The organism is Pseudomonas sp. (assembly GCF_035554175.1).
Taxonomy (GTDB): domain Bacteria; phylum Pseudomonadota; class Gammaproteobacteria; order Pseudomonadales; family Pseudomonadaceae; genus Aquipseudomonas.
This window is the reverse complement of the sequence record NZ_DATMIV010000033.1, coordinates 58,612-84,436: the sequence shown is the minus strand read 5'-3', so window position 1 is coordinate 84,436 and position 25,825 is coordinate 58,612. Positions and strand designations below refer to the sequence as shown.

The following is a 25,825-nucleotide window of genomic DNA, read 5'->3' as shown; positions in this document are numbered from 1 at the left end:
CTGCGCTACTCTCTTGCCACTCTATTGTGCTGACGTGAATTCATGAGCCAGACCGCAACCATTTTGGTCATCGACGACGAACCGCAGATCCGCAAGTTCCTGCGCATCAGCCTCGCTTCACAGGGCTATAAAGTGCTGGAGGCGGGCACCGGTGCCGAAGGCCTGGCGCAGGCTGCGCTGAGCAAACCGGACCTGGTCGTGCTCGACCTCGGCCTGCCGGACATGGACGGTCAGCAAGTGCTGCGCGAGTTGCGCGAATGGGCGGCTATGCCGGTGCTGGTGCTGTCAGTGCGTGCCAGTGAAGGGCAGAAAGTCGAAGCGCTGGATGGCGGTGCGAACGACTACGTGACCAAACCGTTCGGCATCCAGGAATTTCTCGCCCGGGTCCGTGCGCTGTTGCGTCAGGCGCCGGCGGGGGAGGCGCAGCAGGCGGCGCTGAGCTTCGGGCCGTTGACTGTGGATCTGGCCTATCGGCGAGTATTGCTCGACGGTGTCGAAGTGGCGCTGACCCGCAAGGAATATGCGGTGCTGGCGCAACTGGCACGGCATCCGGGGCGGGTGATCACCCAGCAACAATTGCTCAAGGATATCTGGGGCCCGACCCACACCGAGGACAGTCATTACCTGCGTATCGTGGTCGGGCATCTGCGGCAGAAGCTCGCGGATGATCCGACAAAGCCCCGGTTTATCGTGACCGAGGCGGGGGTTGGGTATCGGTTGTTGGGGGAGGGTGGTCTGTAGGTTTGTGGCGCCTGATCCGGCGCCTTCGCGAGCAGGCTCGCTCCCACATTTGGAATGCATCTCCCCTGTGGGAGCGAGCCTGCTCGCGAAGACGCCATCGAATGCCCTGAAATATCCGGATCAGATCAACCCTGTTCCTGCTCATACCGATCCAGCGTATCGCTGGCAATCTCCCGGCCCAGCGCGATCAACTCCGGTGCCTTGTAAAACTCGAAAAACCGGCACACCCGCTTCGGCACGTTGATCAGGATATCCGGCGGATACCCGGCGATCTTGTACTGCGCCAGTGAGGTCTGCATCACCTCGAAACTCTGGTTGATCAGATCCAACAGTGACGCCGGCCCGACATTGTCGATGATGAAGGAACCGGTGGCGGATTTCGGCGCGCCCTCACGCTCGGGCGCCGCGGCCGGTTGCTGGCTTTGCGGTTCGACGCCTTCAAGCCACGGATTGATTTCCGCCGCTTCGGCGCGCAACGCTTCCTGTTCCAGCTTCAACAATTGCTCGGCCTGTTTGCGCCGGAACGGCAACTTCGACCCCAGCGAATTGATCAGGCTGTCGAAGCGCGAACGGAACGCCGGCGGCCGTTCGATCACTGGCAGCTTGTATTGGCGCTGGTTGGTCGCGTTGAGGTTGACCGCGATGATCAAGTCGCAGTGGCTGGACACCACTGGCACGATCGGCAGCGGATTGAGAATGCCGCCGTCGACCAGCATGCGGTTGCCCTGCATCACTGGAGTGAACAGGCTGGGAATCGCCGCCGAGGCACGCATGGCCTGATGCAGGCAGCCTTCCTGAAACCAGATTTCCTGCTGATTGGTCAGGTCGGCGGCGACAGCGGTGTAGGGAATGCGCAGGTCTTCGATATTGATCTCGCCGACGATCTTGCGGATCTGCCCGAAGACTTTTTCCCCGCGAATTGCACCGAGACGGAAACTCACGTCGACCAGGCGCAGCACGTCGAGGTAATCGAGGCTTTCGATCCAGCGCCGATAGTCTTCCAGTTTGCCGGCGGCATAGATGCCGCCAACCACCGCGCCCATCGAACAACCGGCAATGCAGGCAATGTCGTAGCCGCGTTTTTCAATTTCCTCGATAACGCCAATATGGGCATAGCCCCGGGCGCCACCGGAGCCCAGCACCAGTGCGACACGCTTTTTCATCAAACTTCCTCCCGACAAGCCTGCACAATGCACGCATCGGCCAGACGGCTCAATCGCCAAGGTCGCTGGGCGAGGCAGAGACGTCGTTTTTCGCTCGCGCCCAATGCTTCGGCGCTATGCTCTGCGCCATGTTGGTTTGAGCCGCGAGCGAGGCACTTTTTCGCTGCCGGGCCGTCTTACCTGCACGACTGTTGACCTACCTTGAGGTGTAAGTGATGAAAGCCTGGATCTGTGTACCGTTGATGGCTCTGGTTCTGGCCGGTTGCGCCGGCAAAACCGCGTACCGCGACAGCTGCGGCAGCCAACTCGACGCGGCCTGGCACGAGCTGGACCTGGCCAAGGCTGAAGGCTTCGCCGGCACCGTCAGCTATTCCAAAGCCCTGTCGCTGCTGACCGCTGCCAAGACCCAGCAACAATTCGAAGGCTTCGAAGGCTGCAGCAAGAAAGCCGAGAAAGCCCGCTTTTACATCCGCGAATCCCGCGCAGGACGTTAAAAAGCAGCTGCAAGCTTCTAGCCGCAAGCCGCAAGCCGCAAGCTTGAAGCAAACGCGTTCAGCTTGCAGCTTGCAGCTTGCAGCTAAAAGCTAAAAGCTTGCCGCTGTCTACGGAGTAGACCCCCATGATCGATCGTTTGGTGGCTCATGTGTTGAGCCTGGATGTGCGACTGCTGGCGTGTCAGGCGCGATTGACTGCGCGTACCGATCCCGAGGCGTTGCACGATTTGCGCACCACGGTGCGGCGCTTGCGCAGTCTGTTGCGGCCGTTGCGTGGGTTGCCGGGTGTCGAGCAATTGGAGGCAGCGGCTTCGGCGGTGGGCGATCTGACCACGCCGTGGCGCGATCGCGAGGTGCTCGCCGCTTATCTGCTCGAGCATGATCAACCCGAGGCCGCACAGCGGCGCCTGGGACAAATGGCCGAGGCCTATCCAGCGCTGGCAGCGAGTGCAGAGCTGGCTTCGTTGCTGATGATTCTCGACGCCTTTCCACGCTTCCTTCGCGCGTCTCAGCGTCAGGGCTTGCTCAAGGATCTGGATAAACGCATCGAAAAACGTTTGAGCAAACAATGGCAGAAACTCGTTGCGGCGCTGCACGATCCCGCCCACGACCGCCATCGTCTGCGCCTGCTGATCAAGCGCGTGCGCTATGGCATCGAAGCCTACCCCGAGCTGGATCGCTTGCCGAAACCGGCACTTAAGCATCTGAAGTCCGCGCAAGGTGCGCTGGGCGACTGGCACGATTGCTGGCAATGGCTGGCGCGTGCCGAACAGGAAGCCGATCTGCAACCTTGCGTGGCAACGTGGCAGGCCGGGTTGGTCACGGCAGAGCTGAAGGCCGATCAGGTGCTGGAAAAATTCAGCGCCGCTTGTTTCAAATCCTGAAGCTTGCGCCTCCCTCTGTAGGAGCTGCCGAAGGCTGCGATCTTTTGATCTTGATTTGCAAACAGCTCAAAAGATCGCAGCCTCGTTTCACTCGACAGCTCCTACAAGGGTTTGCGGCGAAATCGAAACGTGTCAAGGCCTATCTGTCAGCCCATTTGACCGGAATAGACGCTGCGCCTCTGTCCCGGGCTGGGTAAGATCCCTGCATTCCTTTTGCGCTTTTTCGAGGTTGCCATGCGCTTTTGCGATCTGCTCGATGCTGTCCGCCAACAACCAGAAGTGACCATCCCCGCCGAATGGGGACAGGGTCGGGCCAGTTTTGGCGGGCTGGTGGCCGCCCTGCAATTTGAAGTCATGCGCGCCAGGGTGCCGGCGGAGCGCCCGGTGCGTTCGCTGGCGATCACTTTTGTCGGGCCGGTCGAACCCGACGTGCCGGTGAGTTTTCAAGTCGACGTGCTGCGCGAAGGCAAAGCCGTCAGCCAGGTGCTTGGCCGAGCTCTGCAGAATGGTCAGGTGGTGACGATCGTTCAGGGCAGCTTCGGCGCATCGCGGCCCTCGGAAGTGGCTGTCGAAGCCTATCAGGCGCCAACGATGAAACATTGGGAAGAATGCCAGGAACTGCCCTACATCAAGGGTGTGACCCCGGAATTCATGCGGCATCTGGCCATGCGCTGGAGCGTCGGCGGCATTCCGTTCTCCGGTACGCCATCGCGCTTGATGGGCGGTTGGGTGCGGTTGCGTGGGGACGTCAAGGAGGAGCCTGTCAACGAAGCGCATCTGCTGGCGTTGGTCGATGCCTGGCCACCGGCGCTGCTGCCGTATCTGAAGAAACCTGCACCGGGCAGTACGCTGACCTGGACCATCGAATTCGTTCAGCCGTTACACGATTTGAGTACGCTGGACTGGTGCCAATACCTGGCCGATATCGAATACGCTGCCGACGGTTACGGCCATGTGGCCGCGAAACTGTGGAGCGCGCAAGGGGAGTTGATTGCCATGAGTCGCCAGACCGTGACGATCTTCGCCTGATCAATGCCGACGGTGACGCTCACGCCAGGCGCCACCAGCCGCCGCTGAGAAAGAAACGCGGAAAGGTCAGAAACTGCTCGACCAGCAGGCGTGAAACGGCATCTTTGTGATCACTGAACGGCTCGGAGGCTTGCGCCTCCAGGCCGTGGCCGTGGCGCTGCAAGCCCAGCGCCGCGACGATACCGATCACACCGATGGCAACACTGGCCAGGCTCAGGCTGAACACCCCCGACACGATCAGCAGAAACGCGACAATAAACAGCGGCACGGCAATCAGGTGCAGAACCAGATTGGTCGGGTGCTGATGATTGCCCGGGTAAGCGCGCCATTGCCACGCGGGAAGGTTGGGGTGACGTTTGCCCATAATTTGCTACTCCTCAATCCATGTCGAACATATGCTTGAAGAATAGGCCCGGGCGCGGAGTGCGGCGAATCAAGGTTGGCTATTGAGTTGATAGCGCCAATGGCTGTTTTTGATGGTGCCCAATCTGGCCCCATCGCGAGCAGGCTCACTCCTGCATTTGGAATGCGTTCCCCCCTGTAGGAGCTGCCGAAGGCTGCGATCTTTGATCTTCAGAGCTTCAACTGCCCGATCGCCTTGTTAAGCGCCCCGGCCAGCGTCGCCAACTCATTACTGGTCGTCGCCGAATCCACTGTCTGCTGCACGGTGTTCTCGGTCACATCGCGAATGCTCACAACTGCCCGGTTCATTTCTTCGGCGACCTGGCTCTGCTGCTCCGCCGCCACGGCAATCTGCGTATTGCTTTCACGCATCTGCGCTACCGCTGCGGTGATGTCCGCCAGCGCCTCGCCGGCCTCCTGAGCCTGCTGCACGCAATCGTCGGCCTTGTACGAGCTTTCCTGCATGAAATCCACCGCATCGCGGGTGCCAGCCTGCAACGCAGTAATCATGCCGGTGATCTCGTCGGTGGAGGCCTGCACGCGTTTGGCGAGGTTGCGCACTTCATCGGCGACCACGGCAAACCCTCGGCCCATTTCACCCGCGCGTGCCGCTTCAATGGCCGCGTTGAGGGCGAGCAGGTTGGTCTGCTCGGCGATGCTGTGAATCACGCTGACCACGCCGTTGATCTTCTGACTGTCTTCGGCCAGACGTTGAATCATTTGTGCGGTCTGCTGCACGCCGGTGGACAGTCCGGCTATCGACTGCTGCACCCGCGACACCACTTGCTGGCCACTGCCGGCGAGACCATCGGCGGTTTTCGACAGATCGCGGGTGGCGCCGGCGTGCTGGGCGATGTGATAAACGGTGGCAGTCATTTCGTTGATCGCGGTGGCGGCCTGATCGGTTTCGCTCTGCTGGCCGAGCATGCCGTGGCGCACATCGTTCATGCTCGACGCCAACCGCGCAGCACCGACATCCAGTTGTCGCGCAGTATTGGCGACCGTCGTAACCACACGTTGATAACCGGCCTGCATGGCGTTGAAGGCATTGGCCATCTGCCCGACTTCATCCTTGCCAACCAGGGGCACGCGAGCCGCCAGGTCGCCGGTTTTTTCAACGTGCAGCATGACGTCCTTCAAGGTGTTGAGCTGGCTGAGCAGAAAGCGGATCAGCAGTTGCGAGGCGCCGAGCATCGCCAGCATCAGCACGAACACCGCCAGCGCATAGTGGGTGAAGCGTTCGCTGAACACTTGGCTCAGGCTCGGGGCATAAGCGAGGACGGCCACTTGTTCGCCGTCGGCACGGCTGAACACCTCGGCGCCCAGCAACGGGTTTTCGCCGAACAGCGGCAACCGGTTGATCTCATTCCAGCCGTTGCTCTCGGTGATTTCCAGCAGTGGTTGGTCGTTGAGACGCGGCGCCTCACCGTGCTTGAAGGTCAGCACCTGAGCGGATTTGGGCAGCGCCTGCCCGGGCGGCCAAGCCTTGAGCAACTGTGCCTGCCCCTGAGCGGATGCTTGCGCGGCGTCGCAGCGGGCTTGCTGTTCGAGGTGTACGGCGTACAGCACCAACAGCAGTGTGGTGACAAAGGCGACCGCGTTGACCGCCCAGAATTTGTATTTCAGCGAGATGTTGCTAAGCCAGGCACCCATGGAGGTCTTCTCTGATAGCGGAAACAGTTTTGGCAAGGTGCCATTATTGTGCCGCTATGCAGAAAGCCATTGTTTGATGCGGATCAACAGATCAAAGGATCGCAGCCTGCGGCAGCTCCTACATTCTCACCGGCGTAAATCCTGTAGGAGCTGCCGCAGGCTGCGATCTTTTGCGTTTTACACCAACGTCGGAAGTTTAAAAAATGCCTGGGCACACGCGGTGCTGTGCGCGGCCAGTTGTTCCTCGGTCTCGCCGCGATGCAAAGCCACCTCGCGCAACACCTCTGTCAGAAACGCTGGCTCATTGCGGCCGCTTTTCGGTTTCGGCCGCAGCGTGCGTGGCAGCAAATACGGCGCATCGCTTTCCAGCATCAGGCGCCCCGGTTTGATTTCCTTCATCAGCGAATGCAGATGCGTGCCCCGGCGTTCATCACAGATCCATCCGGTAATGCCAATGTGCAGATCCAGATCGAGGTAGCTGAACAAGGCTTTTTGCTCGCCGGTAAAGCAGTGCACCACAGCGCCCGGCAGTTGATCGCGGAAGTCCTTGAGGATCTCCAGCAGGCGCTGACTGGCATCGCGCTCGTGCAGGAACACCGGCAATTGCAGCTCGACGGCCAGCGCCAGATGTTCTTCCAGGACCTTTTCCTGTTGCGGGCGCGGGGAGAAGTCGCGGTTGAAATCCAGCCCGCATTCACCTACTGCGACGACGTTGGTTTCCTTCAGCAGACTACGCAAACGGCGACCGCTGTCAGCGTTCCAGTCGCTGGCCGAATGCGGGTGGATGCCGGCGGTGGCGAACAGCCGTTGGCCGCTTTCATCCAGTTGCTGGCACAGTTCCAGCGCCTGCTCGCTGCCCTCGACACTGGTGCCGGTCAGCACCAGCTGGCAGACGCCGGCGGCGTAGGCGCGGTCGAGCACAGCCTGGTGTTTGTCGGCGAAACTGGGGTTGGTCAGGTTGACGCCGATATCGATGAGTTGCATGGTGCTACCTCGGGCCGAAGGCCGGAAAGCATATCAGAGCTGTAGATTTATAAGAAAAGCCAAGAACTACAACGACTTATGGCTGTCTGTTGAGGCCGCGAAAGACCATGGGGTGGCGACAATGCCATCACTGTGCCAGTCTCTCGCACTTTACCAGCGCTCGAAGCGCTCTGTTTTCGTCGGTGATGACATCCTTTTCACGATGAAATCGCCCCGTATTCTTTTCGGAGAGTGGATGCATCGTCCCTCGGTTCTGCTCTTGTTATGCGCTGCGTTGCTGCTGCCGGTGACGGCGGTCGCGCGCCTGCCCGGGCCGCTGCAAGCCGTGCCGGCGGCCAAGGTTCGCGATCTCTCCGAGATTCGCAGCAGCCGCGTGTTGCGAGTGCTGGTCAATCAGAGCCGCAACAGCTCGGGCGAAGTCCAGGGCCAGGCCATCGGTGTCGAATACCATCGACTGCGCGCCTTCGAGCAATACCTCAACGGCCATGCCCGCGACGGCCAGGACGTCACTCTCAAGATCATTCCCAAAGCCAAGGATCAATTGCTCGGCGCCTTGCAGCGTGGCGAGGGTGACGTGGTGGCACCCGGCGAGCTGCTCGATCTGCCGTCGGGCTATGCGGTCGCCAGCAGCGAGCCGATTGCCAGCAACGTGCCGCTGGTGCTGGTCGGCATCAAGGGCCAGCGCCGTTACACCAAAGTCGAACAGCTCTCCGGCAAAACCCTGGCGCTGCCGACCGGCAGTGCGGCGGGGGAGGTGGTCAGTCAGCTCAACCAGAAACTGGCGCTGCACAAGCTGGCGCCGATCAACATCGAATGGGTCGATCCGACGCTGGCGGTGGAGGACGTGCTGGAGATGGTTCAGGGTGGGATTTTCCATTTGACCATCGTCGAGCAACCGATTGCCGAGCGCTGGGGCAAGATCCTGCCGAAGCTGCGCCTCGATCGGCAACTGAGCCTCGGCGAGCCGGGCGAGGAGCACTGGTTTGTACGCCGCGACGCGTCGATGTTGCGCGCCAGCATTGATCGCTTCCTTACCGGTTACAAGAAACCTTCGGACGAAGACGCGGCGTTCCTGCGCATCTATCGACGTCTGTATCAAGTGCACAATCCATTGGCCAAGGCCGATCGCCAGCGTCTGGAAAAGCTGCGCCCGACCCTGCAGAAGCACGCCGACGCGCAGAACATGGACTGGCTCAACCTCGCAGCGTTGGCGTTCAAGGAATCCCGTCTGCAGCCCAACGCCCGCAGCGGCAGCGGCCCGACCGGGCTGATGCAGATCACGCCGTCCGCTGCGCAACGGGTCGGCGTGAGCAATATCCAGAATCTCGATGCGAATGTGCAGGCCGGGGCCAAGTACCTGGCGATGATCCGCCGCAAGTTTTTCAGCAGCCCAAAACTCAATGAGCGTGAACGCATGGCTTTCACCCTTGCCGCCTACAACATCGGCCCCGAGCGCGTGCAGGGCATGCGCGCCGAAGCCCGCCGCCGTGGCCTGAATCCGAACCAGTGGTTCTTCCAGGTCGAGCGCATTGCCATGGAGCAGGTGGGAATGGGCGCCGTCAGCTATGTTAATAGCGTGAACAAGTACTACCTGGCATTCGACCGCGAGCGGGAGTCGCTGGAGCCTCGGGGGCAGAAAGTGGTTTCTCGAAAATGATCTGGTAATTAGATTGTTATGTCGCAATTTTTGCGCTTTAAACATGAAATAAACTGATTAATATAGCGGCCAACCCAAACACACAAACACTTCTGCACAACAAGGAATGCCCTATGAGCTCTCTGATCAACAAGGTTCTGTTCACCCGCGCCGGTTACGGCCTGACTGTCCTGCGCATTGCTGTCGGCGTGATCTTCGCCGCCCACGGTTCGCAGAAACTCTTTGGTCTGTTCGGTGGTTACGGCCTGGCCGGCACTGCACAGTGGATGGAAAGCATCGGCCTGACCCCTGGTTATCTGATGGCCTCGCTGGCCGGCGGTACAGAGTTTTTCGCTGGTCTGGCCTTGATCATCGGTTTGCTGGTACGCCCGGCAGCACTGGGCCTGGCGTTCCTGTCGCTGGTAGCAATCTTCTCGGTGCACATCGGCAACGGTCTGTTCATGGCCAACAACGGTTACGAGTTCGCCCTGGCTCTGCTGGCCGGTAGCATCGCGGTACTGATCGAAGGTGCCGGCAAGCTGTCGGCGGATCGCGCCATCGCCGGTTGAAGGCTCTGGCTCAAGGAAAAGGCCCGCATTGCGCGGGCCTTTTTTGTTGCGGCCGATTCTTGACACTGCTCGGTCACGTTCTCTAGGATGTTGCTCATGCGCCGATTTAAACAGCTACTTGCGGGGCGCCAGGTGACTTCAACAGTCGCCGTCAGAAGCCGGAACAGGGCTTCGAAATACCGCTAAAGCGCTGGTTCGGTGTTGCCTCTCACCTGCCATGCAGACTTTTGAGGCAGAGACTCGACACGATGAATGCACTACGCCCTCCAGCACGTCCCGCGCCGATCACGGCACATGTCACTCAGCGCAACCCGAAAATCCTCCTTGGTGGCAAACATCAGCCAACGCTGTTGCGTTATCTCGATGGCTGGCCACGTCGCAGCGGCGGTCCTGCCGCGTTCCTGATCCAGTTTGTCGATGACGGCGAGTCGCTGGCGCGTTTCGCCACCGACAGTTTCGATCTGGCGGTGATTCAGGCGCCGAGTGCAGAGGATGCGCCGGAAATGATCAAACAACTGACCCGGGTCGCGCGGCAAGGCTTGATCACCCGCCGCTGATCCAGGTTACGGATACTCGATGGCGACGATGTAAACGAACTGCTCGCCGGTCGGCGTTTGCACCCGGACTTCCGCATCCAGCGCCTTGCCGATCAAGGCGCGGGCCAGCGGCGAATCGATGCTGATCAAACCGAGTTTGAGATCCAGTTCATCGGGGCCGACGATGCGGTAGCGCGATTGCTTGCCGTCCTCGTCTTCGATAGTGACCCATGCGCCAAAGTAGACTTTGTTCGGATCGCTGGGTTTTTCGCTGACCACCTTGAGCGCTTCCAGACGCTTGGTGAGAAAGCGCACGCGGCTGTCGATTTCGCGCAGCATTTTTTTGCCGTAGGTGTACTCGGCGTTCTCCGACCGGTCGCCCTGCGCCGCCGCTTCACTCACAGCCTGGGTGACCTGCGGACGACGCACATGCCACAACTCATGGAATTCAGCGCGCATCCGCGCTTCACCTTCGGGGGTGATCAGCGCGGTGCCGGCGGTGCGGGGAGGGCGATAACGGCTCATGGCGACTTCTTGTGATTAAGAACGCTGGAGTCTATCAACCCTCGCGCAACACTGTCAGCGGGCTGGCGTTCAGTGCGCGACGGGTGCCGAACACGCCGGCGCCACCAATCAGCGCTGCGCCAATCAGCGGCAACACCAGCAACCACGGATGCGGATGCCACGGCAGATCGAAGGCGAAGCGGTACAGCACCAGACTGACCACTTCCGAACCGATCGCCGCGAGCAAGCCGCTGACCGCGCCCAGCAAGCCGAACTCGATACGCCGCGCCTTGATCAGCAACCGCCGCTCGGCTCCCAGCGCCCGCAACAGCGCACCTTGGCGAATACGCTCATCGAGTGTTGCCTGCAAACCGGAGAACAGCACCGCCATCCCCGCTGCGAGGACAAACAACAACACATATTCCACGGCGAGGGTGACCTGAGCGAGGATGCTGCGCAGCTGTTCGAGCAACGCTTCGACCTGCAGGATGGTCACTGCCGGAAAGGTCCGCGACAGCTCAACGATTTGCTGATCGTGTCCTGGTGCCAGGTAGAAACTGGTCAGGTAGGTCGCCGGCAGGTCCTTCAAGGTGCCGGGCTGGAAGATCATGAAGAAGTTCGGCTGGAAGTTGTCCCAGTTGATCTCGCGCAGGCTGGTGACCTTCGCTTCACGATTGACCCCGCCGACGCTGAACACCATGTGATCGCCGAGCTTGAGTTTCAGGCTTTCGGCGACTTTGCCTTCCACCGAGACGCCCGGCACGTCGTCGGGGGGCTGGCCGCTCCACCAGGAACCGCCGGTGAGCTTGTTGCCGGCCGGCAGATCAGCCGCCCAGGTCAGGCTCAGGTCGCGCTGAATGGCGCGGTCACCGGCCGAATCCTTGCTGACGATTTGCTGTACCGCCTCGCCGTTGATGCTGATCAGCCGTCCCGGCACCACCGGATACAGCGGCGCCGCTTGCGCGGACACCTTGATCAGGTGATCGGCGAAAGCCTGTTTATCAGCCGGGAGGATATTCAGGGCGAAATAGTTTGGAGCGTTTTTCGGCAACTGGTTTTGCCAGGTGTCGAGCAGTTCGCCACGCAGCAGAGCGATCAACGCCATCGACAGCAGGATCAGGCCGAAGGCCAGCGATTGTCCGGCCGCTGCCAACGGGTGGCGCAGCAGTTGGCCAAGTCCCAGCCGCCACGGCAACGAGGCCCGTGCCAGCATCCGGCGCAGGCTTTGCAGCAGCAACAGCAGTAACCCGCCGAGCACCAGCGCGGCGACCACACCACCGCCGAGCAGGGCGAACGTCAACAAAAGGTCGAGGCTCAGGCGCCACATGATCAGGCCCAGTGCACCCAATGCCGCGCCGTAGACCATCCATGTACTCGACGGAATCGGCAGCATGTCGCGGCGCAACACTCGTAGCGGCGGGACGCGGCCGAGTGCGGCCAGTGGTGGCAGGGCAAAACCGGCAAGTGCGACCAGTCCGGTACCGATCCCGGCCATCGCCGGAAACAGGCCCCCCGGTGGCACATCATTCGGCAGCAGATCATGCAGCAAGGCGAACAGACCCAGTTGCGCCAGCCAGCCGAGGAGGGCGCCACTGATTGCGGCAACCAGGCCGAGCACGGTCAGTTGCAGGCTGAACAGCACCATGGTTTCCCGGCGTGACAGACCGAGGCAGCGCAGCAAGGCACTGGCATCGAAGCGCCGACTGGCAAAACGGTTGGCCGACAACGCCACCGCGACACCGGCCAGCAACACTGCGACCAGACTGGCCATGTTCAGATAGCGCTCGGCCTTGCCCAGTGCGCCGCCGATCTGCCGGTTGCCATCGCGGGCGTCCTGGATTCGCTGATTCGCGGCCAGGCCCGGTTTGATCAAATCGCGATAGGTTTCCAGCGCCTGCGCTTCGCCGCGCCACAGTTCGCGGTAACTCACCCGGCTGCCCGGTTGCACCACGCCGGTGGCGGCAAGGTCTTCAAGGTTGATCAGCACCCGGGGCGTCAGGCTGTAGAAGTTGCCGGCGCGATCCGGTTCATAGGTCAGCACGCGAGTCAGCTTGAGGGTTTTCATCCCCACATCGATGCTGTCGCCGATCTTCAGGTCCAGCGCGGTCAGCAGGCGTGCCTCGACCCAGGCTTCACCGGGTTGCGGTTCGCCGCCGACTTCTTCACTGGCAAATGGCGCTGGCGCGCTCTTCAGCTCTCCACGCAACGGGTAGGCGCGGTCGACGGCTTTGATGCTCGACAACTGAATGCCGTTGTCGGTGGCGATGACGCTGGAGAACTCCACCACTTGCGCATGATTGAGGCGCAACTCGGTGCCGCTGCGGATTTGCTCCTCGCGGGCCGGCGAGCTGCCTTCCAGCACCAGATCGGCGCCAAGAAACTCGGTGGCGCGCAGCATCATCGCGCCGTTGAGGCGGGCGCCGAAATAACCGATGGCGGTGCTTGCCGCCACCGCCACGACCAGCGCGAAGAACAGCACGCGCAACTCTCCGGCGCGGGCATCGCGCATGAGCTGGCGCAGGGCGAGACTGAACAGACGCAACAGCGGCAAGCGTGCCATCAAGGCTCCAGAGGGGCGACCAACAGCCCGGCTTCAAGACGGATCAGGCGCCGGCAGCGATGGGCCAGGCGTTCATCGTGGGTTACCAGCACCAGAGTGGTACCGCGTTCCTTGTTCAATTCGAACAGCAAGTCGCTGATGCGCTCGCCGGTGTGGCTGTCGAGGTTGCCGGTCGGCTCGTCGGCGAACAGCACGTCGGGTTCGGCGGCGAAGGCGCGGGCGATCGCCACGCGTTGCTGTTCACCGCCGGAGAGCTGGCGTGGCGAGTGAGTCAGGCGCTGGCCGAGGCCGACGCGCTGGAGCAGTTGCGTGGCGCGCTCGCGAGCGTCTTTGCGGCCGTCGAGTTCGAGCGGCAGCATGACGTTTTCCAGCGCATTGAGGCTGTCGAGCAACTGAAATGACTGGAAGACGAATCCAACGTGTTCGGCACGGATTCTGGCGCGCTGGTCTTCGTCGAGATTGCTCAGGCCCTGGCCGGCGAGGGTGACTTCGCCACTGCTGGGCAGATCGAGCCCGGCAAGCAGACCGAGGAGGGTGGATTTGCCGGAACCGGATGCACCGACGATGGCCAGGCTGTCGCCCTTGTTCAGTTCCAGGCTGAGTTCGTGCAGGATAGTCAGTTCACCTTCCGCGCTGGGAACCACTTTGCTGAGGTTCTTCGCGGTGAGAATGCTTGCGCCCATGGAGAATCCGATGCGTGTATGGTTTTTGAGTGCTGGCCTGGCCTTGATGTGCATGGCCCAGAACGCAGCGGCGGGTACTGTCCTGATCGTTGGCGATAGTATCAGCGCCGGTTTCGGCCTGGATACCCGTCTGGGGTGGGTGTCGCTGTTGGAGCAGCGGCTCAAACAGGAGGGTTTCGACGATAAAGTGGTCAACGCCTCGATCAGTGGCGACACCAGCGCCGGAGGCCAGGCGCGGCTGCCGGCGCTGCTTGCAGAGCATAAGCCTGCGCTGGTAATCCTCGAACTGGGCGGCAACGACGGCCTGCGCGGGATGCCGCCGACGCAATTGCAACAAAATCTTGCCTCGATGATCGACAGCTCCCGCCAGAGCGGTGCAAAAGTCCTGTTGCTGGGGATGCAGTTGCCGCCCAACTACGGCAAGCGTTACACCGATTCGTTTGCCGAGGTCTATGGCAAGCTCGCCGAAGAGAAAAACATCCCGTTGGTGCCGTTTTTTCTGGACGGTGTCGGCGGCCATCCCGACCTGATGCAGGCCGACGGTCTACACCCGGCGGCCGGGGCTCAGGGCAAGTTGCTGGAAAATGTCTGGCCGACGCTAAAACCGCTGTTATGAGGCTTTTCTAGTGGCAGGCTTTCGGCTAATGTGGCGCCCCCGAATTTGGAGCCCCCGATGCCGCGTCCTGCCTGGTCCCTGTTTGCCTACCAACTGATCGAGCCTGACGAGCAGCTGGACCTGTTCGCCTGCCAGGAAGTGCGGGTGCATCTGGTGACGCGTCAGCTGGAGCTCGGTGGCTCGGCCGATCGGACGCTGTGCGGCAGCCTGTTGCCGGCGCAACCGCGCTGGTCGAATGTGGATCGCCGAGTGTTCCAGGATCAGCGCCTGTGCTCGCTGTGCCGGGCCATCCTCGAATCGCAGAAGCGCGGAACCTCGCCGATCTGGCCTGAGCTGCGCTTCGAGCTCTGACCGCTCAAGATCAAAAAGTGGGAGCGAGCCTGCTCGCGAAGGTCTTTTCAATCGACATTCATGCTGGCTGACACAATGCTTTCGCGAGCAGGCTCGCTCCCACCCTGAACGCACCCTGTCGCCTATAGCGGCGCTACTTCCCCGAATCCCCAGGCCGCGGTGTACAATCGCGCCCCTATACCCTTGATGATCATGCGAAGGATTTTCCGGATGTTGCCGCGCTTTCCTGCCGTCACCCGCTGCCTGTCACTTGCCGCCCTGTGTGTGGCCGGTCCCGTTGCTGCATTGGAGCTTCCCCTGCCACCACCCGGCGAGGATATCGTCGGCCAGGTGCAGGTGATCAAAGCCAAGTACGAAGACACCTTCGCCGATCTGGGCACCACCTATGATCTGGGCTATTCGGAAATGGTCGCGGCCAACCCGGGCATCGATGCCTGGCTGCCGGGCGCCGGTACCGAGATCGTCCTGCCAACGCGTTTCATCCTGCCGCCGGGCCCGCGTGAAGGCATTGTCATCAACCTTGCCGAATACCGCCTCTACTATTACCCGAAAGGCCGCGACGTGGTGTACACCTTCCCGCTGGGCATTGGCCGTGAAGGTTGGGGGTCGCCGATCGCGCACACTTCGATCATCGCCAAAACGCCTAACCCGACATGGACGCCTCCAGCCTCGATCAAAGCCGAGCACGCCGCTGACGGTGACCCGCTGCCGAACGTTGTGCCGGCCGGTCCTGACAACCCGCTCGGCCCGTTCAAGTTCACGCTTGGCACGCCGGGCTACCTGATCCACGGTTCGAACAAGAAGTTCGGCATCGGCATGCGCACCAGCCACGGCTGCTTCCGCATGTTCAACAACAACGTACTGGAAATGGCCGGCATGGTGCCGGTGGGCACTTCGGTGCGCATTATCAACGATCCCTACAAGTTCGGTCGCAGTGGCGGCAAGGTCTATCTGGAAGCGCACACGCCGCTCGACGACAAGGGCAACCCGTCGGTGGTCGACAAGCACACAGCGGTGATCAACGCGATGCTCAAGCGTGAAGACATCACCAGCAACCTGCGCATGAACTGGGATGTGGTGCGTGATGTGGTCGCGGCCGAAGATGGCCTGCCGGTAGAAATTGCCGTGCCGAATACTTCGGCGCCAATGGTGAGCAGTGCACCGATCGATCTGCAGCAGTAAGCACTGATCGAAAACCCGCCGATGCCTGCAGCATCGGCGGGTTTTTTATGGCCCGGAGAAAAGCACCGGGCACAAAAAAGCCGACCCGGAAACCGGGTCGGCTCGATAACAATCCCGAGGGATTATTACTTGCGGCTAGCTTTTTCCAGCATGCGCAGAGCACGCTCGTTAGCTTCGTCAGCAGTCTGTTGTGCTTTTTGAGCAGCAGCCAGAGCTTCATCAGCTTTACGGTAAGCTTCGTCTGCACGAGCCTGGGAGCGAGCAGCTGCGTCTTCAGTAGCGGTCAGACGTGCTTCGGTTTCTTTCGATGCGCTGCTGCAACCGGTAGCCAGAACTGCGGCCAGAGCCAGAGCAGAGAATTTCAGAACGTTGTTCATCGTGTTCCCCTTCAAGGACTTTCAAATTAAGTGGCTGTCTCCTCACGATTGAGGAAATAGCCGGCGTACATACTACCCATTACTTGTAGTAAGTAAACTGACGTAGCGCAAGAAGCAAAAAAAATTGTAGGCGTTGATTCTTTTTCGAGCAACTTTTAACCGCGCTGTATAAAAAATATCCAGCTGCAAGCCCCGGTGTGAGCGACTCAAACGGAAAAAGTTCCCGCCCTCGCGTGCTGTTTTTGCGAGTTTGGCTAGAGTCTTTCTAAATGAATTCGTCCACACTTTTGTTGCGCTTCTGCGAAGCGCTTCGCGTATCTTTGTTGATGTACAGGTGACTTTAAAAAAGGTTACACGTCTTAAGTCTCAACATTCCGGCAATGTACAGGCAAATGGCCCGCGAAGAACCTCGTGCGGCTATACCTGCGAGCATCGAAGCCGCTGCACACGAACCGTTCGATGACGAGCGCACCTTGAGCATTTTTGCCATTGGTGCGTACTATTCAGCAGGTGTCAGGTTGCGCGAGATCGGTGTGGCTCTTCTCGGTGTCCATCAGGCACGGGGTGGCGTAGATGTTCCTTCGCCGGGAAAACATCGGTAAGGTAGGGGTCAGAATCCAAGACCCGCGAGGAGTAGTGATGAGCGAGGCGTTGTCCATCCACCATGACCAGGCTGGTCATCAATTCGAGACCACTGTGGACGGTCACCGTGCTTACCTGACCTACATGGATCTGGGCAAGCAGACCCTGGATATCTATCGCACTTTCGTGCCCAACGCCCTGCGCGGCCGTGGCATTGCCGCGGCGCTGACGGAAAAGGCGCTGCAATACGCCGAAGAAATGGGTTACACGGTGATTCCGTCATGTTCCTACGTTGAGCGCTACATGGAGCGCCATCAGCGCCGCGCCGCGAAGATCTGAACCGCACACAAAAAAACGCCGGGCAATCCCCGGCGTTTTTTTGTGCCCGCGAAACCCTGTTTACGTGCGCTGACGTTTCGGCAGTACGTCCTTGAGCTTGGCGTGCATGCTGCGCAAGGTGTTTTCCGTGGCGGACCAATCGATGCAGGCATCGGTGATCGACACGCCGTATTGCAGATCGGCGAGGTCTTTGGGGATTGCCTGGCAGCCCCAGTTCAGGTGACTTTCGACCATCAGGCCGATGATCGACTGGTTGCCTTCGAGGATCTGGTTGGCGACGTTCTCCATCACCAGCGGCTGCAGGGCCGGGTCCTTGTTGGAGTTGGCGTGGCTGCAGTCGACCATGATGTTCGGCTTGATCTTCGCCTTGTGCAGCGCCTGCTCGCACAGGGCGACGCTGACCGAATCGTAGTTCGGCTTGCCGTTACCACCACGCAGCACCACGTGACCGTAGGCATTGCCTTTGGTGGTGACGATCGACACGCCGCCTTCTTGGTTGATACCGAGGAAACGGTGCGGGCTGGACACCGACTGCAAGGCGTTGATCGCTACGGTCAGGCCGCCATCGGTACCGTTCTTGAAGCCGACGGCGGAGGACAGGCCGGACGCCATTTCGCGGTGAGTCTGCGATTCGGTGGTGCGCGCGCCGATGGCCGACCAGCTGATCAGGTCCTGCAAGTATTGAGGAGAGATCGGGTCGAGGGCTTCGGTGGCGGTCGGCAGGCCTTTTTCGGCCAGGTCGAGCAGCAACTGACGACCGATGTGCAGACCATCCTGAATCTTGAACGAGTCATCCAGGTACGGATCGTTGATCAGGCCTTTCCAGCCGACGGTGGTACGCGGCTTCTCGAAATACACGCGCATGACCAGATACAGGGTGTCGGAGACTTCCGCAGCCAGCACCTTGAGGCGGTCGGCGTATTCGTGGGCGGCCTTGATGTCGTGGATCGAGCATGGGCCGATCACGACGAACAGACGGTGGTCGGTGCCATCGAGAATGTTGCGAATGACTTCGCGGCCCTTGGTGACGGTGCGCAGGGCGGCGTCGCTCAGGGGGATATCACGCTTGAGCTGATCGGGAGTGATCAGGGTCTCGTTAGAGGCGACGTTTAGGTCGTTGATCGGTAAATCAGCCATCGTTTACTCGTCAGGTCACGGGTGCCGGCCGCCAGCGATCCCCGCGCGGCGGAGCACAGCGGATTTAGCGCGTCGGGGGAGCCGAACCTTAGCGCGTCAGACGCGGCTCGACAATGGGCAAGCGGTGCTTTAGTCCAGCGCTGGCTGCGCAAAAGCCTTGCGCAGGTTGTCATGGGAGAACTCTTCGGCGTGCTGCTCGACCCATTGCAGCGCCAGCGCTTGAATATCCTGCAGGTCGTCATGGCTGTCCTGCATGCGGTAATAGCGTTCGATCTGACACATCTGCTCACCCATTCGCGCGCTGAACAGGGTCTGTTCGTCAGTGAAAGCGATGCCCACCAGATAGCCCTTTTTGCGACGCAGACACCAGGCTACGTAACCCGGATAACAGAAGTCGGCATTCAGCGTCGGCATGCGCACTTGCAATGCGGTGCCATGACGCCAGGCGCGGTGGTAATTGCAAGCGATGCCGCCGAGGCTGATAGTGTGCAGCTGTTGTCTGGAAATGCATTCAGGCTTGAGTAACGTCAATTCAACCGGCACTTCGTCCGGATGAGGAATGAAACGTCCCATGAGCACAGACTCCCTGTGTCGGCCAGTTGCCACGGTTTCCCCCAGTATAGTGGCCGAATACGAGCTGACCGACTTCGACGCCGACCAGCGGCTGCTGGCGATGAGCGGTGTTTCCCTGGTGATTTTCACCAGCGTCGGCTGCGCCAGTTGTCGCTATGCCCGCGAGGTCCTGCCCGGCCAGGCGCTGGCCATCGATCGGCTGTGCTGGATCGATGCCGGCGACAATGGCGGCTTGGTGGAGCGTTATCAGGTGTTTCATTTGCCGGCGCTGTTTGTGGTGCGTGACGGCGAGTTCTTTGGCGCAGTGCACACTCGCCTGACCGTTGATGAACTCGACCAGGCAGTGGCGCAGGCGCTGGGTCGAATTGCAGAGGAGTTGCCATGAGCGAAACAGTCAGCAAACCGGTGGTGGGGATTATCGGCACCGGTGCAATCGGTGGGTTCTACGGGGTGATGCTGACGCGCGCCGGGTTCGATGTGCACTTCTTGTTGCGCAGCGAATTCTCGGCGGTGGCTGAGCGCGGTTTGCAGATCAACAGTGCGGTGCACGGCCCTTTAACGTTGCATCCGGCCAATGCCTATTCCGCCGCCGAAGACATGCCACCTTGTGACTGGCTGCTGGTCGGCACGAAGACCACCAGCAACGCCGGTCTGGCGCCGGCGATCATTCAGGCTGCTAAACCCGAGGCCAAAGTGCTGTTGCTGCAAAACGGTCTGGACGTCGAAGACAGCCTGCGGGCGCTGTTGCCGGATTCGTTGCATCTGCTCGGCGGTCTGTGCCTGATCTGTGTGCATCGCGACGGCCCGGGGCAGATTACCCATCAGGCGCTTGGCGCGGTGAATGTCGGCTACCACAGTGGCCCGGCCATCGATGAAGTCGCGCGCATGGCAATTGTCGAAGAGGGCGCCGGGCTGTTCCGCACGGCTGGCATTGATTCGCAAGCCATGGCCAACCTGCATCAGGCGCGCTGGCAGAAACTGGTCTGGAATGTTCCTTACAACGGGCTTTCGGTATTGCTCGGCGCGGGCACCGCAGCGCTGATGGCCGATGCCGACAGTCGCGCTTCGATTCAGGCATTGATGGCCGAGGTGGTACAGGGTGCCAAGGCTTGCGGATACGAGATCCCGCCCGGCTACGCCGAGTACCTGTTCACCATGACTGAAAAAATGCCCGACTACTGGCCGAGCATGTACCACGATTTTTCACACAAACGCCCGCTGGAGCTGGAGGCGATCTACGCCCGGCCACTGGCGGCGGCAAAAACGGCGGGCTGTGAGTTGCCGCGTATCGAGGCGTTGTATCGCCTTTTGTGTTTCATCGACCGACGCAATACCTGAGTCGGTTGCTTGCTGGGGGAAGGCATGGCCAATAACATCGATGACAAACTGGTGCTGGCGATTTCCTCGCGCGCCTTGTTCGACCTGAGCGAAAGCCACAAGGTTTACCTGTCGAGCGGCGTCGAAGCCTATCGGCAATATCAGATCGAGCACGAAGACGAAATTCTCGCGCCGGGCGATGCGTTCCCGCTGGTGGAAAAACTCCTGAGCCTGAACAGTCGGCTTGGTCGCGCGCGGGTCGAGGTGATTCTGGTCTCGCGCAACAGCGCCGACACCGGGCTGCGCGTGTTCAATTCGATTCACCATTACGGTCTGGCGATTTCCCGCGCAGCGTTCGTCGGTGGGCGTAGTCCGTATCCTTATCTGAAAGCGTTTGGCTGCGACCTGTTTCTCTCCACCCATGCCGAAGATGTTCGCGCGGCGCTGGACGCCGGATTTGCAGCGGCGACCATTCTCTCCGGTGGCGCCAGCCGCGCGGCCAGCGATGAATTGCGCATTGCCTTCGACGGTGACGCGGTGATTTTTTCCGACGAATCCGAGCGGGTTTATCAGTCCGGCGGGCTGGAAGCGTTTCAGGCCAGGGAACGCGAATCGGCGCGTGAGCCACTACGTGGTGGACCGTTCAAAGGTTTTCTCGCGGCGCTCAATCTGTTGCAGCGCGAATTCCCCGATGACGATTGCCCGATCCGCACGGCGCTGGTCACCGCGCGTTCGGCGCCGGCCCATGAGCGGGTGATTCGCACGCTGCGCGAATGGGATATCCGTCTCGATGAATCGCTGTTTCTCGGCGGACTGACCAAATCCGCGTTCCTTGAAGCCTTCGCCGCCGACGTGTTTTTCGATGACCAGACCGGCCACTGCGAACTGGCCCGCGAAGTCGTCGCCACGGGTCACGTGCCCCATGGCATCAGTAACGAACCAACGATCTAGAGCCTTTTCATTCAGGACGTTGCGTCGCACGTCGTACTCGCCAAGGCGCTGCTAAGCTGAATCAATCTCCGCCATCGTCGGCACGTGAGGAGGTCCCATGATTCGCTCAATGCTGTATGCCACCGACCTCGGTCTTTACGCACCGTTCGTGATGCAGCATGCGCTGGCATTGGCCCGCACTTTCAATGCCGATCTGTATGTGGTGCACGCGGTGGAACCCATGGGGCTGTTTGCCGAGTCGGTGTTGCAGAGCTATCTCGACGAGCAGGCATTGAACGAATTCCATAGTCAGGGTCTGAAAACAGTCATCGCCAATATCGAACAGCGGGTGCTGGACAGCTTTCGTGAAGAACTGGGGGACGACGGCGAGCTGGATCTGCAGCGCATTCGCGCAGTGCGCGTGCTGCAGGGGGACCCGTCGCAGGTGATTCTCGAGCAGGTGCACAAGCTCTCGGTCGACCTGCTGATCGTCGGCAGTCACAGCCATGGCGTCGGCGCGGAAACGCCGTTGGGGCGCACGGCGGCGCGGGTCCTGCAATTGGCCAAGGTGCCGGTTTATCTGGTGCCTTTGATGGAGCGCCGGCGGCGGGAGGATCGCTGAAGCAGGAATAATGGCGTTTTGATAAAAAGTTCTAGATTTATTCTTCAAACCATTAATATAGTTATATACCGTCGCTGATGCCCGTGGCGTCTACCTGCTTTGAGGGATTGATATGAAGCTTCAACAACTGCGCTACATCTGGGAAGTGGCGCACCACGACCTCAACGTTTCCGCTACCGCCCAAAGCCTGTACACCTCGCAACCGGGCATCAGTAAGCAGATCCGCCTGCTGGAAGATGAACTGGGCGTCGAAGTCTTCGCCCGCAGCGGCAAACACCTGACCCGCGTAACCCCCGCTGGTGAGCGCATCATCACCACCGCCGGCGAGATTCTGCGCAAGGTCGAAAGCATCAAGCAGATCGCCCAGGAATTCTCCAACGAGAAAAAAGGCACCCTGTCGATCGCCACCACTCACACCCAGGCACGTTATGCGCTGCCGCCGGTGATCAGCAATTTCATCAAGCAATACCCGGACGTGGCCTTGCACATGCATCAGGGCTCGCCGATGCAGATCGCCGAAATGGCCGCTGACGGGACCGTCGATTTTGCCATTGCCACCGAAGCGCTGGAGCTGTTCGGCGATCTGGTGATGATGCCGTGCTACCGCTGGAACCGTTGCGTGGTCGTGCCTCAGGGCCACCCGCTGACGAAACTGCCGAAGCTGACCCTCGAAGCGCTGGCCGAGTACCCGATCGTCACTTACGTGTTCGGGTTCACCGGCCGCTCCAAACTCGACGAAGCCTTCAGCCATCGTGGCCTGACGCCGAAAGTGGTGTTCACTGCGGCTGACGCCGACGTGATCAAAACCTACGTGCGCTTGGGCCTGGGCGTGGGCATCGTGGCGAAGATGGCGGTGGATACCAAACTCGACAACGACCTCGTGGTGCTGGATGCCAGCGAGCTGTTCGAATCGAGCATCACCAAGATCGGTTTCCGTCGTGGCACTTTCCTGCGTGGTTTCATGTGCGACTTCATCGAGAAGTTCGCCCCGCACCTGACCCGCGAGGTCATGGCCAAAGCCATTCAGTGCCACAACAAGCAAGAGCTGGAAGAGCTGTTCGACGGCGTCGAACTGCCCGTTCACTAAGCATCCGCTTCAGAGCACCTCGGTGACAGTGAACTGTTGCCGGGTGCCCGCCACCAGAATCTCCACCTCATCGCCCTCGAGCTTGCCCAGCAGGGTTTTGCCCAATGGCGAGCGCGGGGTGATGACGGTGATCGGCTGACCCACCACATCGACTTTCAGGCCCGCCGCATCCGGCGCCAAAAACAGCCATTGCTCGCGACCCTTTTCATCTTCGAGACCGAGCAGGGCGCCGACCTCGATTCCGCGATTTTCGTCATAAGCGCGCAACGTCAGTTTCTGGCACAGCGCCAGTGACTGGCGAATCTCCTCGACCCGTTTCGCCTGACCTGCCGCCAGATACGACGCTTCCAGCCCCAGGGTGTCGTACTTGTTTTCGGCGATGTTTTCTTCGTGGGTCGCGGTTTCGTAAGCGGTTTGCGCGGCGCGTTCGGCGATGTCGAGGTCGATGCGCAGCCTGTCGAGAATCAATTGGTGAACGCTGTGTTTGTTCATGTTCAATCACAGAATTGCAAAACGTTGGCGCGGCTCTTTTCGGTCGGCGCGGTCTGGTCCTGCTGCAGCCAGAACTGGCATTTGGGGTTCGACGCATTGCGCGAATTGGCGCGCGCCTGATCCAGCCGGGCCTGTTGTTCGTTCTTGCGCAGGTTTTCTTCGTACTGTTGGAACATCGGCGATGGCGGCGGCGCAACGTCCTGCTGTGGCTCGACGGCTGCTGGCGGATTGGCCAATTGCTGCACCGCTTGAGCCACCGGGGCCAATTGCTTGGCAAACAACAAATGCGAAAGCAGCCAGCAGGTCAGGGCAATGGCGAGGAAGCCCAGCCACAGGCCGAGCGCAATGCTGCCGGTCAGTTGCAGCGCGCTAAGCTGAACAGGCAAGGGACGACGCGAATTCGGACGGTAGGGCATGACAGGCCTCCTGGCGGATGGTTGCGGGCAAGTGGCGATTGTCGCACGAAGATTAATCGCCGTCGGCTCTTCTGCGCGAGCGCATTTATGCGGACAATCGATGCTTTTGCCAACGGGAGAAAGGCATGCCTGAAGGAAAACCCCGCTGGGACATTTTCTGCACCGTGGTCGACAACTATGGCGACATCGGCGTGACCTGGCGTCTGGCCCGGCAACTGGTGGCCGAACAGGCCTTGCCGGTGCGCCTGTGGGTGGACGATCTGCGTGCATTCGAGCGCATCTGCCCGCAGATCGACATCGATCTCGCGCAACAATGGCAGCAGGGTGTCGACGTGCGCCACTGGCCGAGCGAATGGCTGCATGCCGACGCTGCCGACGTCGTCATCGCCGCTTTTGCCTGTCAGTTGCCTACCGAGTACATGGACAGCATGGCCGCCCGGGAAACGCCGCCGCTGTGGCTCAACCTCGATTACCTCAGCGCCGAGGACTGGGTGACCGGCTGCCACGGTCTGCCGTCGGTGAAATACAAAACGGTGCAGAAGTTCTTCTTTTTTCCGGGCTTCAAACCGGGCACGGGCGGGCTGCTGCGCGAACGCGGACTGCTCGAACAGCGTCGGCAATTTCAGCAGAATCGGCCGGCACAGCGACAATTCCTCCAAGGCCTCGGCATCGATCCTGCGCCTGATGCGCAATTGATCTCGCTGTTTGCTTACGAAAACGCCGGTTTGGCCAGTTGGCTGGAGGTGTTGGCGGCCGACGCAAAGCCTACGCACCTGCTGGTGCCGGAAGGGCGGATTCTCGGCGATGTGGCGCGCTGGCTGGGCGTGGAAACCCTGACGGTCGGGGCGATTCATCAGCGTCAGTCGCTGACCGTGCAAGTACTGCCCTTCGTGCGCCAGGACCAATACGATCATTTGCTGTGGTGTTGCGATTTCAACGCGGTGCGCGGCGAAGATTCGTTCGTGCGCGCGCAATGGGCGGGACGGCCGATGCTCTGGCACATCTATCAGCAGGACGATGACATTCATCTGGACAAGCTCGATGCTTTCCTTGAGCTCTACAGCAGGGGCCTTTCACCTGCTGCTGCCGAGGCGATGAACGGTCTGTGGCGAGCGTGGAGCGCGGGCCAGCCTATCGGCGAACACTGGCTGGCGGCGCGAAATCATTGGCCCGAACTGCGGGAAAACGCCGAAGCATGGTGTCTGGAACAGGCCTTGCAGGCCGATCTTGCCACGGCGCTGGTGCAGTTTTATGTAAATTGGATATGATACGCGGCCTAGATTTTTGTAAATCCCATCCAAATTCGGATATCCGCAATGAAAACTGGTAAAGAACTCAAACCCGGTACCGTGATCCGTATCGACAACGATCCTTGGCTGGTTCAGAAAGCTGAATTCACCAAGTCGGGCCGTAACAGCGCGATCATGAAGACCAAGCTGAAGAACCTGCTGACCGGTTACAAGACCGAAACCGTTTACGGTGCGGACGACAAGCTGGACGACGTGATCCTGGATCGTAAAGAAGCCACCCTGTCGTTCATCAGCGGTGACACTTACACGTTCATGGACACCACTGACTACACCATGTACGAGCTGAACGCCGAAGACATCGAAAGCGTTCTGCCTTTCGTTGAAGAAGGCATGACCGACGTTTGCGAAGCCGTGTTCTTCGAAGAGCGTCTGGTTTCCGTAGAGCTGCCGACCACCATCGTGCGTCAGGTTGACTACACCGAAGGCTCCGCGCGCGGTGACACTTCCGGCAAGGTGATGAAGCCTGCCAAACTGAAGAACGGTACCGAGCTGTCGGTTGCCGACTTCATCGAAATCGGCGACATGATCGAGATCGATACCCGCGAAGGCGGTTCCTACAAAGGCCGTGCCAAATAAGCACTGCTTTTTGCGCAAAGAAAAAACCCGACCATTGAGTCGGGTTTTTTTGTGCCTGTTGCAAACGTTCTGAACCCTGT

The 25,825-nt window shown here is 60.4% G+C and carries 29 protein-coding genes and 1 pseudogene; 18 read left to right on the top strand and 12 right to left on the bottom strand.

Annotated elements, in window-relative coordinates:
- Positions 1-42 precede the first annotated feature (42 nt).
- Positions 43-741, top strand: a complete 699-nt coding sequence (locus VNV36_RS16230) for a response regulator (RefSeq protein WP_325718640.1) — start codon at positions 43-45, stop codon at positions 739-741.
- Positions 742-866: 125 nt separating this feature from the next.
- Here VNV36_RS16230 and VNV36_RS16225 read toward each other — a convergent pair whose 3' ends face one another.
- Positions 867-1,904: a patatin-like phospholipase family protein gene (locus VNV36_RS16225; RefSeq protein WP_325718639.1), complete on the bottom strand. Its 1,038-nt coding sequence runs from the start codon at positions 1,902-1,904 to the stop codon at positions 867-869.
- Between the two features lie 215 nt (positions 1,905-2,119).
- Between VNV36_RS16225 and VNV36_RS16220 the strand changes: the two genes are divergently transcribed.
- From VNV36_RS16220 to VNV36_RS16210, 3 genes are all read left to right on the top strand, one after another.
- Complete coding sequence (locus VNV36_RS16220; protein ID WP_016770894.1) at positions 2,120-2,398, top strand: hypothetical protein; 279 nt, start codon at positions 2,120-2,122, stop codon at positions 2,396-2,398.
- 125 nt (positions 2,399-2,523) lie between these two features.
- A complete protein-coding gene (locus VNV36_RS16215) occupies positions 2,524-3,282 on the top strand; it encodes a CHAD domain-containing protein (RefSeq protein WP_325718638.1) in 759 nt (252 codons plus the stop codon).
- Between the two features lie 234 nt (positions 3,283-3,516).
- Positions 3,517-4,311 carry an acyl-CoA thioesterase gene (locus VNV36_RS16210; protein ID WP_325718637.1) on the top strand — a complete coding sequence of 265 codons (795 nt, stop codon included), beginning with the start codon at positions 3,517-3,519 and terminating at the stop codon, positions 4,309-4,311.
- Here the strand turns inward: VNV36_RS16210 and VNV36_RS16205 are convergent.
- From VNV36_RS16205 to VNV36_RS16195, 3 genes and pseudogenes are all read right to left on the bottom strand, one after another.
- Positions 4,312-4,675: pseudogene (locus VNV36_RS16205) on the bottom strand (DUF962 domain-containing protein).
- Between the two features lie 209 nt (positions 4,676-4,884).
- Entirely contained in the window at positions 4,885-6,366 is a 1,482-nt protein-coding gene (locus VNV36_RS16200; RefSeq protein WP_325718636.1) for a methyl-accepting chemotaxis protein, read from the bottom strand.
- A gap of 177 nt (positions 6,367-6,543) precedes the next feature.
- The gene (locus tag VNV36_RS16195; protein ID WP_325718635.1) at positions 6,544-7,350 is read right to left on the bottom strand and encodes a TatD family hydrolase; all 807 of its coding nucleotides are present in this window, start codon (positions 7,348-7,350) and stop codon (positions 6,544-6,546) included.
- A 235-nt stretch (positions 7,351-7,585) separates the two neighbouring features.
- Here VNV36_RS16195 and VNV36_RS16190 point away from each other — a divergent pair, with 235 nt between their 5' ends.
- From VNV36_RS16190 to VNV36_RS16180, 3 genes are all read left to right on the top strand, one after another.
- The gene (locus tag VNV36_RS16190; RefSeq protein WP_325718634.1) at positions 7,586-9,007 is read left to right on the top strand and encodes an MltF family protein; all 1,422 of its coding nucleotides are present in this window, start codon (positions 7,586-7,588) and stop codon (positions 9,005-9,007) included.
- Between the two features lie 113 nt (positions 9,008-9,120).
- Entirely contained in the window at positions 9,121-9,555 is a 435-nt protein-coding gene (locus VNV36_RS16185; RefSeq protein WP_039759946.1) for a DoxX family protein, read from the top strand.
- 248 nt (positions 9,556-9,803) lie between these two features.
- Positions 9,804-10,112, top strand: a complete 309-nt coding sequence (locus VNV36_RS16180) for a hypothetical protein (RefSeq protein ID WP_041478394.1) — start codon at positions 9,804-9,806, stop codon at positions 10,110-10,112.
- Between the two features lie 6 nt (positions 10,113-10,118).
- Here VNV36_RS16180 and greB read toward each other — a convergent pair whose 3' ends face one another.
- Genes greB through VNV36_RS16165 form a run of 3 tightly spaced genes read right to left on the bottom strand, consistent with a single transcriptional unit; the run spans position 10,119 to position 13,838 of the window.
- Entirely contained in the window at positions 10,119-10,616 is a 498-nt protein-coding gene (gene greB / locus VNV36_RS16175) for a transcription elongation factor GreB (protein WP_016770885.1), read from the bottom strand.
- A 34-nt stretch (positions 10,617-10,650) separates the two neighbouring features.
- Positions 10,651-13,155, bottom strand: a complete 2,505-nt coding sequence (locus tag VNV36_RS16170; protein ID WP_325718633.1) for an ABC transporter permease — start codon at positions 13,153-13,155, stop codon at positions 10,651-10,653.
- Positions 13,155-13,838 (bottom strand): ABC transporter ATP-binding protein, encoded by a 684-nt coding sequence (locus VNV36_RS16165; protein WP_016770883.1) that lies wholly within the window; start codon positions 13,836-13,838, stop codon positions 13,155-13,157. Before VNV36_RS16165 ends, VNV36_RS16170 begins: the two co-directional genes overlap by 1 nt.
- A 10-nt stretch (positions 13,839-13,848) precedes the next feature.
- Between VNV36_RS16165 and VNV36_RS16160 the strand changes: the two genes are divergently transcribed.
- The 3 genes from VNV36_RS16160 to VNV36_RS16150 all read left to right on the top strand — a co-directional run bounded on the left by VNV36_RS16160 (position 13,849) and on the right by VNV36_RS16150 (position 15,987).
- Entirely contained in the window at positions 13,849-14,454 is a 606-nt protein-coding gene (locus tag VNV36_RS16160; protein WP_325718632.1) for an arylesterase, read from the top strand.
- A 57-nt stretch (positions 14,455-14,511) separates the two neighbouring features.
- Positions 14,512-14,805, top strand: coding sequence for a hypothetical protein (locus VNV36_RS16155; protein ID WP_039759936.1), 294 nt, complete (start codon positions 14,512-14,514; stop codon positions 14,803-14,805).
- Positions 14,806-15,015: 210 nt separating this feature from the next.
- Positions 15,016-15,987 (top strand): L,D-transpeptidase family protein, encoded by a 972-nt coding sequence (locus VNV36_RS16150; RefSeq protein ID WP_024013783.1) that lies wholly within the window; start codon positions 15,016-15,018, stop codon positions 15,985-15,987.
- A 125-nt stretch (positions 15,988-16,112) separates the two neighbouring features.
- Here VNV36_RS16150 and oprI read toward each other — a convergent pair whose 3' ends face one another.
- Positions 16,113-16,364, bottom strand: coding sequence for an outer membrane lipoprotein OprI (gene oprI, locus VNV36_RS16145; RefSeq protein WP_003183784.1), 252 nt, complete (start codon positions 16,362-16,364; stop codon positions 16,113-16,115).
- 639 nt (positions 16,365-17,003) lie between these two features.
- Between oprI and VNV36_RS16140 the strand changes: the two genes are divergently transcribed.
- Positions 17,004-17,285 (top strand): GNAT family N-acetyltransferase, encoded by a 282-nt coding sequence (locus tag VNV36_RS16140; RefSeq protein ID WP_325718631.1) that lies wholly within the window; start codon positions 17,004-17,006, stop codon positions 17,283-17,285.
- 60 nt (positions 17,286-17,345) lie between these two features.
- Here the strand turns inward: VNV36_RS16140 and VNV36_RS16135 are convergent, their stop codons facing one another.
- Both VNV36_RS16135 and VNV36_RS16130 read right to left on the bottom strand, forming a co-directional pair.
- Positions 17,346-18,422, bottom strand: coding sequence for a 3-deoxy-7-phosphoheptulonate synthase (locus VNV36_RS16135; RefSeq protein WP_325718630.1), 1,077 nt, complete (start codon positions 18,420-18,422; stop codon positions 17,346-17,348).
- Positions 18,423-18,551: 129 nt separating this feature from the next.
- A complete protein-coding gene (locus VNV36_RS16130) occupies positions 18,552-18,995 on the bottom strand; it encodes a PilZ domain-containing protein (RefSeq protein ID WP_325718629.1) in 444 nt (147 codons plus the stop codon).
- On the opposite strand from VNV36_RS16130, the gene VNV36_RS16125 reads away from it, so the two are divergent.
- The 5 genes from VNV36_RS16125 (at position 18,994) to cysB (ending at position 22,951) form a co-directional block, all read left to right on the top strand.
- Positions 18,994-19,380 (top strand): thioredoxin family protein, encoded by a 387-nt coding sequence (locus VNV36_RS16125; RefSeq protein WP_325718628.1) that lies wholly within the window; start codon positions 18,994-18,996, stop codon positions 19,378-19,380. The genes VNV36_RS16130 and VNV36_RS16125 overlap by 2 nt on opposite strands.
- Positions 19,377-20,333 carry a putative 2-dehydropantoate 2-reductase gene (locus tag VNV36_RS16120; protein ID WP_325718627.1) on the top strand — a complete coding sequence of 319 codons (957 nt, stop codon included), beginning with the start codon at positions 19,377-19,379 and terminating at the stop codon, positions 20,331-20,333. Before VNV36_RS16125 ends, VNV36_RS16120 begins: the two co-directional genes overlap by 4 nt.
- Before the next feature lie 24 nt (positions 20,334-20,357).
- On the top strand, positions 20,358-21,263 hold the full coding sequence (locus VNV36_RS16115; RefSeq protein WP_325718626.1) for a 5'-nucleotidase: 906 nt from the start codon (positions 20,358-20,360) through the stop codon (positions 21,261-21,263).
- A 97-nt stretch (positions 21,264-21,360) separates the two neighbouring features.
- Positions 21,361-21,864, top strand: coding sequence for a universal stress protein (locus VNV36_RS16110; protein WP_325718625.1), 504 nt, complete (start codon positions 21,361-21,363; stop codon positions 21,862-21,864).
- A 112-nt stretch (positions 21,865-21,976) separates the two neighbouring features.
- Positions 21,977-22,951, top strand: a complete 975-nt coding sequence (gene cysB / locus VNV36_RS16105) for an HTH-type transcriptional regulator CysB (protein WP_007908591.1) — start codon at positions 21,977-21,979, stop codon at positions 22,949-22,951.
- A 9-nt stretch (positions 22,952-22,960) separates the two neighbouring features.
- On the opposite strand, the gene VNV36_RS16100 is transcribed toward cysB, so the two are convergent.
- Positions 22,961-23,443 carry a GreA/GreB family elongation factor gene (locus VNV36_RS16100; protein WP_325718624.1) on the bottom strand — a complete coding sequence of 161 codons (483 nt, stop codon included), beginning with the start codon at positions 23,441-23,443 and terminating at the stop codon, positions 22,961-22,963.
- A gap of 2 nt (positions 23,444-23,445) precedes the next feature.
- Positions 23,446-23,859, bottom strand: coding sequence for a hypothetical protein (locus VNV36_RS16095; RefSeq protein ID WP_325718623.1), 414 nt, complete (start codon positions 23,857-23,859; stop codon positions 23,446-23,448).
- A gap of 125 nt (positions 23,860-23,984) precedes the next feature.
- On the opposite strand from VNV36_RS16095, the gene earP reads away from it, so the two are divergent.
- A complete protein-coding gene (gene earP, locus VNV36_RS16090; RefSeq protein ID WP_325718622.1) occupies positions 23,985-25,127 on the top strand; it encodes an elongation factor P maturation arginine rhamnosyltransferase EarP in 1,143 nt (380 codons plus the stop codon).
- A gap of 48 nt (positions 25,128-25,175) precedes the next feature.
- Complete coding sequence (locus VNV36_RS16085; protein ID WP_003226785.1) at positions 25,176-25,745, top strand: elongation factor P; 570 nt, start codon at positions 25,176-25,178, stop codon at positions 25,743-25,745.
- Positions 25,746-25,825: the final 80 nt, after the last annotated feature.

Excerpts from the sequence above, each read along its gene's own strand:
- VNV36_RS16230 (WP_325718640.1), top strand. The coding sequence starts at position 43 with ATGAGCCAGACCGCAACCATTTTGGTCATCGACGACGAACCGCAGATC.
- VNV36_RS16225 (WP_325718639.1), bottom strand. The coding sequence starts at position 1,904 with ATGAAAAAGCGTGTCGCACTGGTGCTGGGCTCCGGTGGCGCCCGGGGC.
- VNV36_RS16220 (WP_016770894.1), top strand. The coding sequence starts at position 2,120 with ATGAAAGCCTGGATCTGTGTACCGTTGATGGCTCTGGTTCTGGCCGGT.
- VNV36_RS16215 (WP_325718638.1), top strand. The coding sequence starts at position 2,524 with ATGATCGATCGTTTGGTGGCTCATGTGTTGAGCCTGGATGTGCGACTG.
- VNV36_RS16210 (WP_325718637.1), top strand. The coding sequence starts at position 3,517 with ATGCGCTTTTGCGATCTGCTCGATGCTGTCCGCCAACAACCAGAAGTG.
- VNV36_RS16200 (WP_325718636.1), bottom strand. The coding sequence starts at position 6,366 with ATGGGTGCCTGGCTTAGCAACATCTCGCTGAAATACAAATTCTGGGCG.
- VNV36_RS16195 (WP_325718635.1), bottom strand. The coding sequence starts at position 7,350 with ATGCAACTCATCGATATCGGCGTCAACCTGACCAACCCCAGTTTCGCC.
- VNV36_RS16190 (WP_325718634.1), top strand. The coding sequence starts at position 7,586 with ATGCATCGTCCCTCGGTTCTGCTCTTGTTATGCGCTGCGTTGCTGCTG.
- VNV36_RS16185 (WP_039759946.1), top strand. The coding sequence starts at position 9,121 with ATGAGCTCTCTGATCAACAAGGTTCTGTTCACCCGCGCCGGTTACGGC.
- VNV36_RS16180 (WP_041478394.1), top strand. The coding sequence starts at position 9,804 with ATGAATGCACTACGCCCTCCAGCACGTCCCGCGCCGATCACGGCACAT.
- greB (WP_016770885.1), bottom strand. The coding sequence starts at position 10,616 with ATGAGCCGTTATCGCCCTCCCCGCACCGCCGGCACCGCGCTGATCACC.
- VNV36_RS16170 (WP_325718633.1), bottom strand. The coding sequence starts at position 13,155 with ATGGCACGCTTGCCGCTGTTGCGTCTGTTCAGTCTCGCCCTGCGCCAG.
- VNV36_RS16165 (WP_016770883.1), bottom strand. The coding sequence starts at position 13,838 with ATGGGCGCAAGCATTCTCACCGCGAAGAACCTCAGCAAAGTGGTTCCC.
- VNV36_RS16160 (WP_325718632.1), top strand. The coding sequence starts at position 13,849 with ATGCGTGTATGGTTTTTGAGTGCTGGCCTGGCCTTGATGTGCATGGCC.
- VNV36_RS16155 (WP_039759936.1), top strand. The coding sequence starts at position 14,512 with ATGCCGCGTCCTGCCTGGTCCCTGTTTGCCTACCAACTGATCGAGCCT.
- VNV36_RS16150 (WP_024013783.1), top strand. The coding sequence starts at position 15,016 with ATGTTGCCGCGCTTTCCTGCCGTCACCCGCTGCCTGTCACTTGCCGCC.
- oprI (WP_003183784.1), bottom strand. The coding sequence starts at position 16,364 with ATGAACAACGTTCTGAAATTCTCTGCTCTGGCTCTGGCCGCAGTTCTG.
- VNV36_RS16140 (WP_325718631.1), top strand. The coding sequence starts at position 17,004 with ATGAGCGAGGCGTTGTCCATCCACCATGACCAGGCTGGTCATCAATTC.
- VNV36_RS16135 (WP_325718630.1), bottom strand. The coding sequence starts at position 18,422 with ATGGCTGATTTACCGATCAACGACCTAAACGTCGCCTCTAACGAGACC.
- VNV36_RS16125 (WP_325718628.1), top strand. The coding sequence starts at position 18,994 with ATGAGCACAGACTCCCTGTGTCGGCCAGTTGCCACGGTTTCCCCCAGT.
- VNV36_RS16130 (WP_325718629.1), bottom strand. The coding sequence starts at position 18,995 with ATGGGACGTTTCATTCCTCATCCGGACGAAGTGCCGGTTGAATTGACG.
- VNV36_RS16120 (WP_325718627.1), top strand. The coding sequence starts at position 19,377 with ATGAGCGAAACAGTCAGCAAACCGGTGGTGGGGATTATCGGCACCGGT.
- VNV36_RS16115 (WP_325718626.1), top strand. The coding sequence starts at position 20,358 with ATGGCCAATAACATCGATGACAAACTGGTGCTGGCGATTTCCTCGCGC.
- VNV36_RS16110 (WP_325718625.1), top strand. The coding sequence starts at position 21,361 with ATGATTCGCTCAATGCTGTATGCCACCGACCTCGGTCTTTACGCACCG.
- cysB (WP_007908591.1), top strand. The coding sequence starts at position 21,977 with ATGAAGCTTCAACAACTGCGCTACATCTGGGAAGTGGCGCACCACGAC.
- VNV36_RS16100 (WP_325718624.1), bottom strand. The coding sequence starts at position 23,443 with ATGAACAAACACAGCGTTCACCAATTGATTCTCGACAGGCTGCGCATC.
- VNV36_RS16095 (WP_325718623.1), bottom strand. The coding sequence starts at position 23,859 with ATGCCCTACCGTCCGAATTCGCGTCGTCCCTTGCCTGTTCAGCTTAGC.
- earP (WP_325718622.1), top strand. The coding sequence starts at position 23,985 with ATGCCTGAAGGAAAACCCCGCTGGGACATTTTCTGCACCGTGGTCGAC.
- VNV36_RS16085 (WP_003226785.1), top strand. The coding sequence starts at position 25,176 with ATGAAAACTGGTAAAGAACTCAAACCCGGTACCGTGATCCGTATCGAC.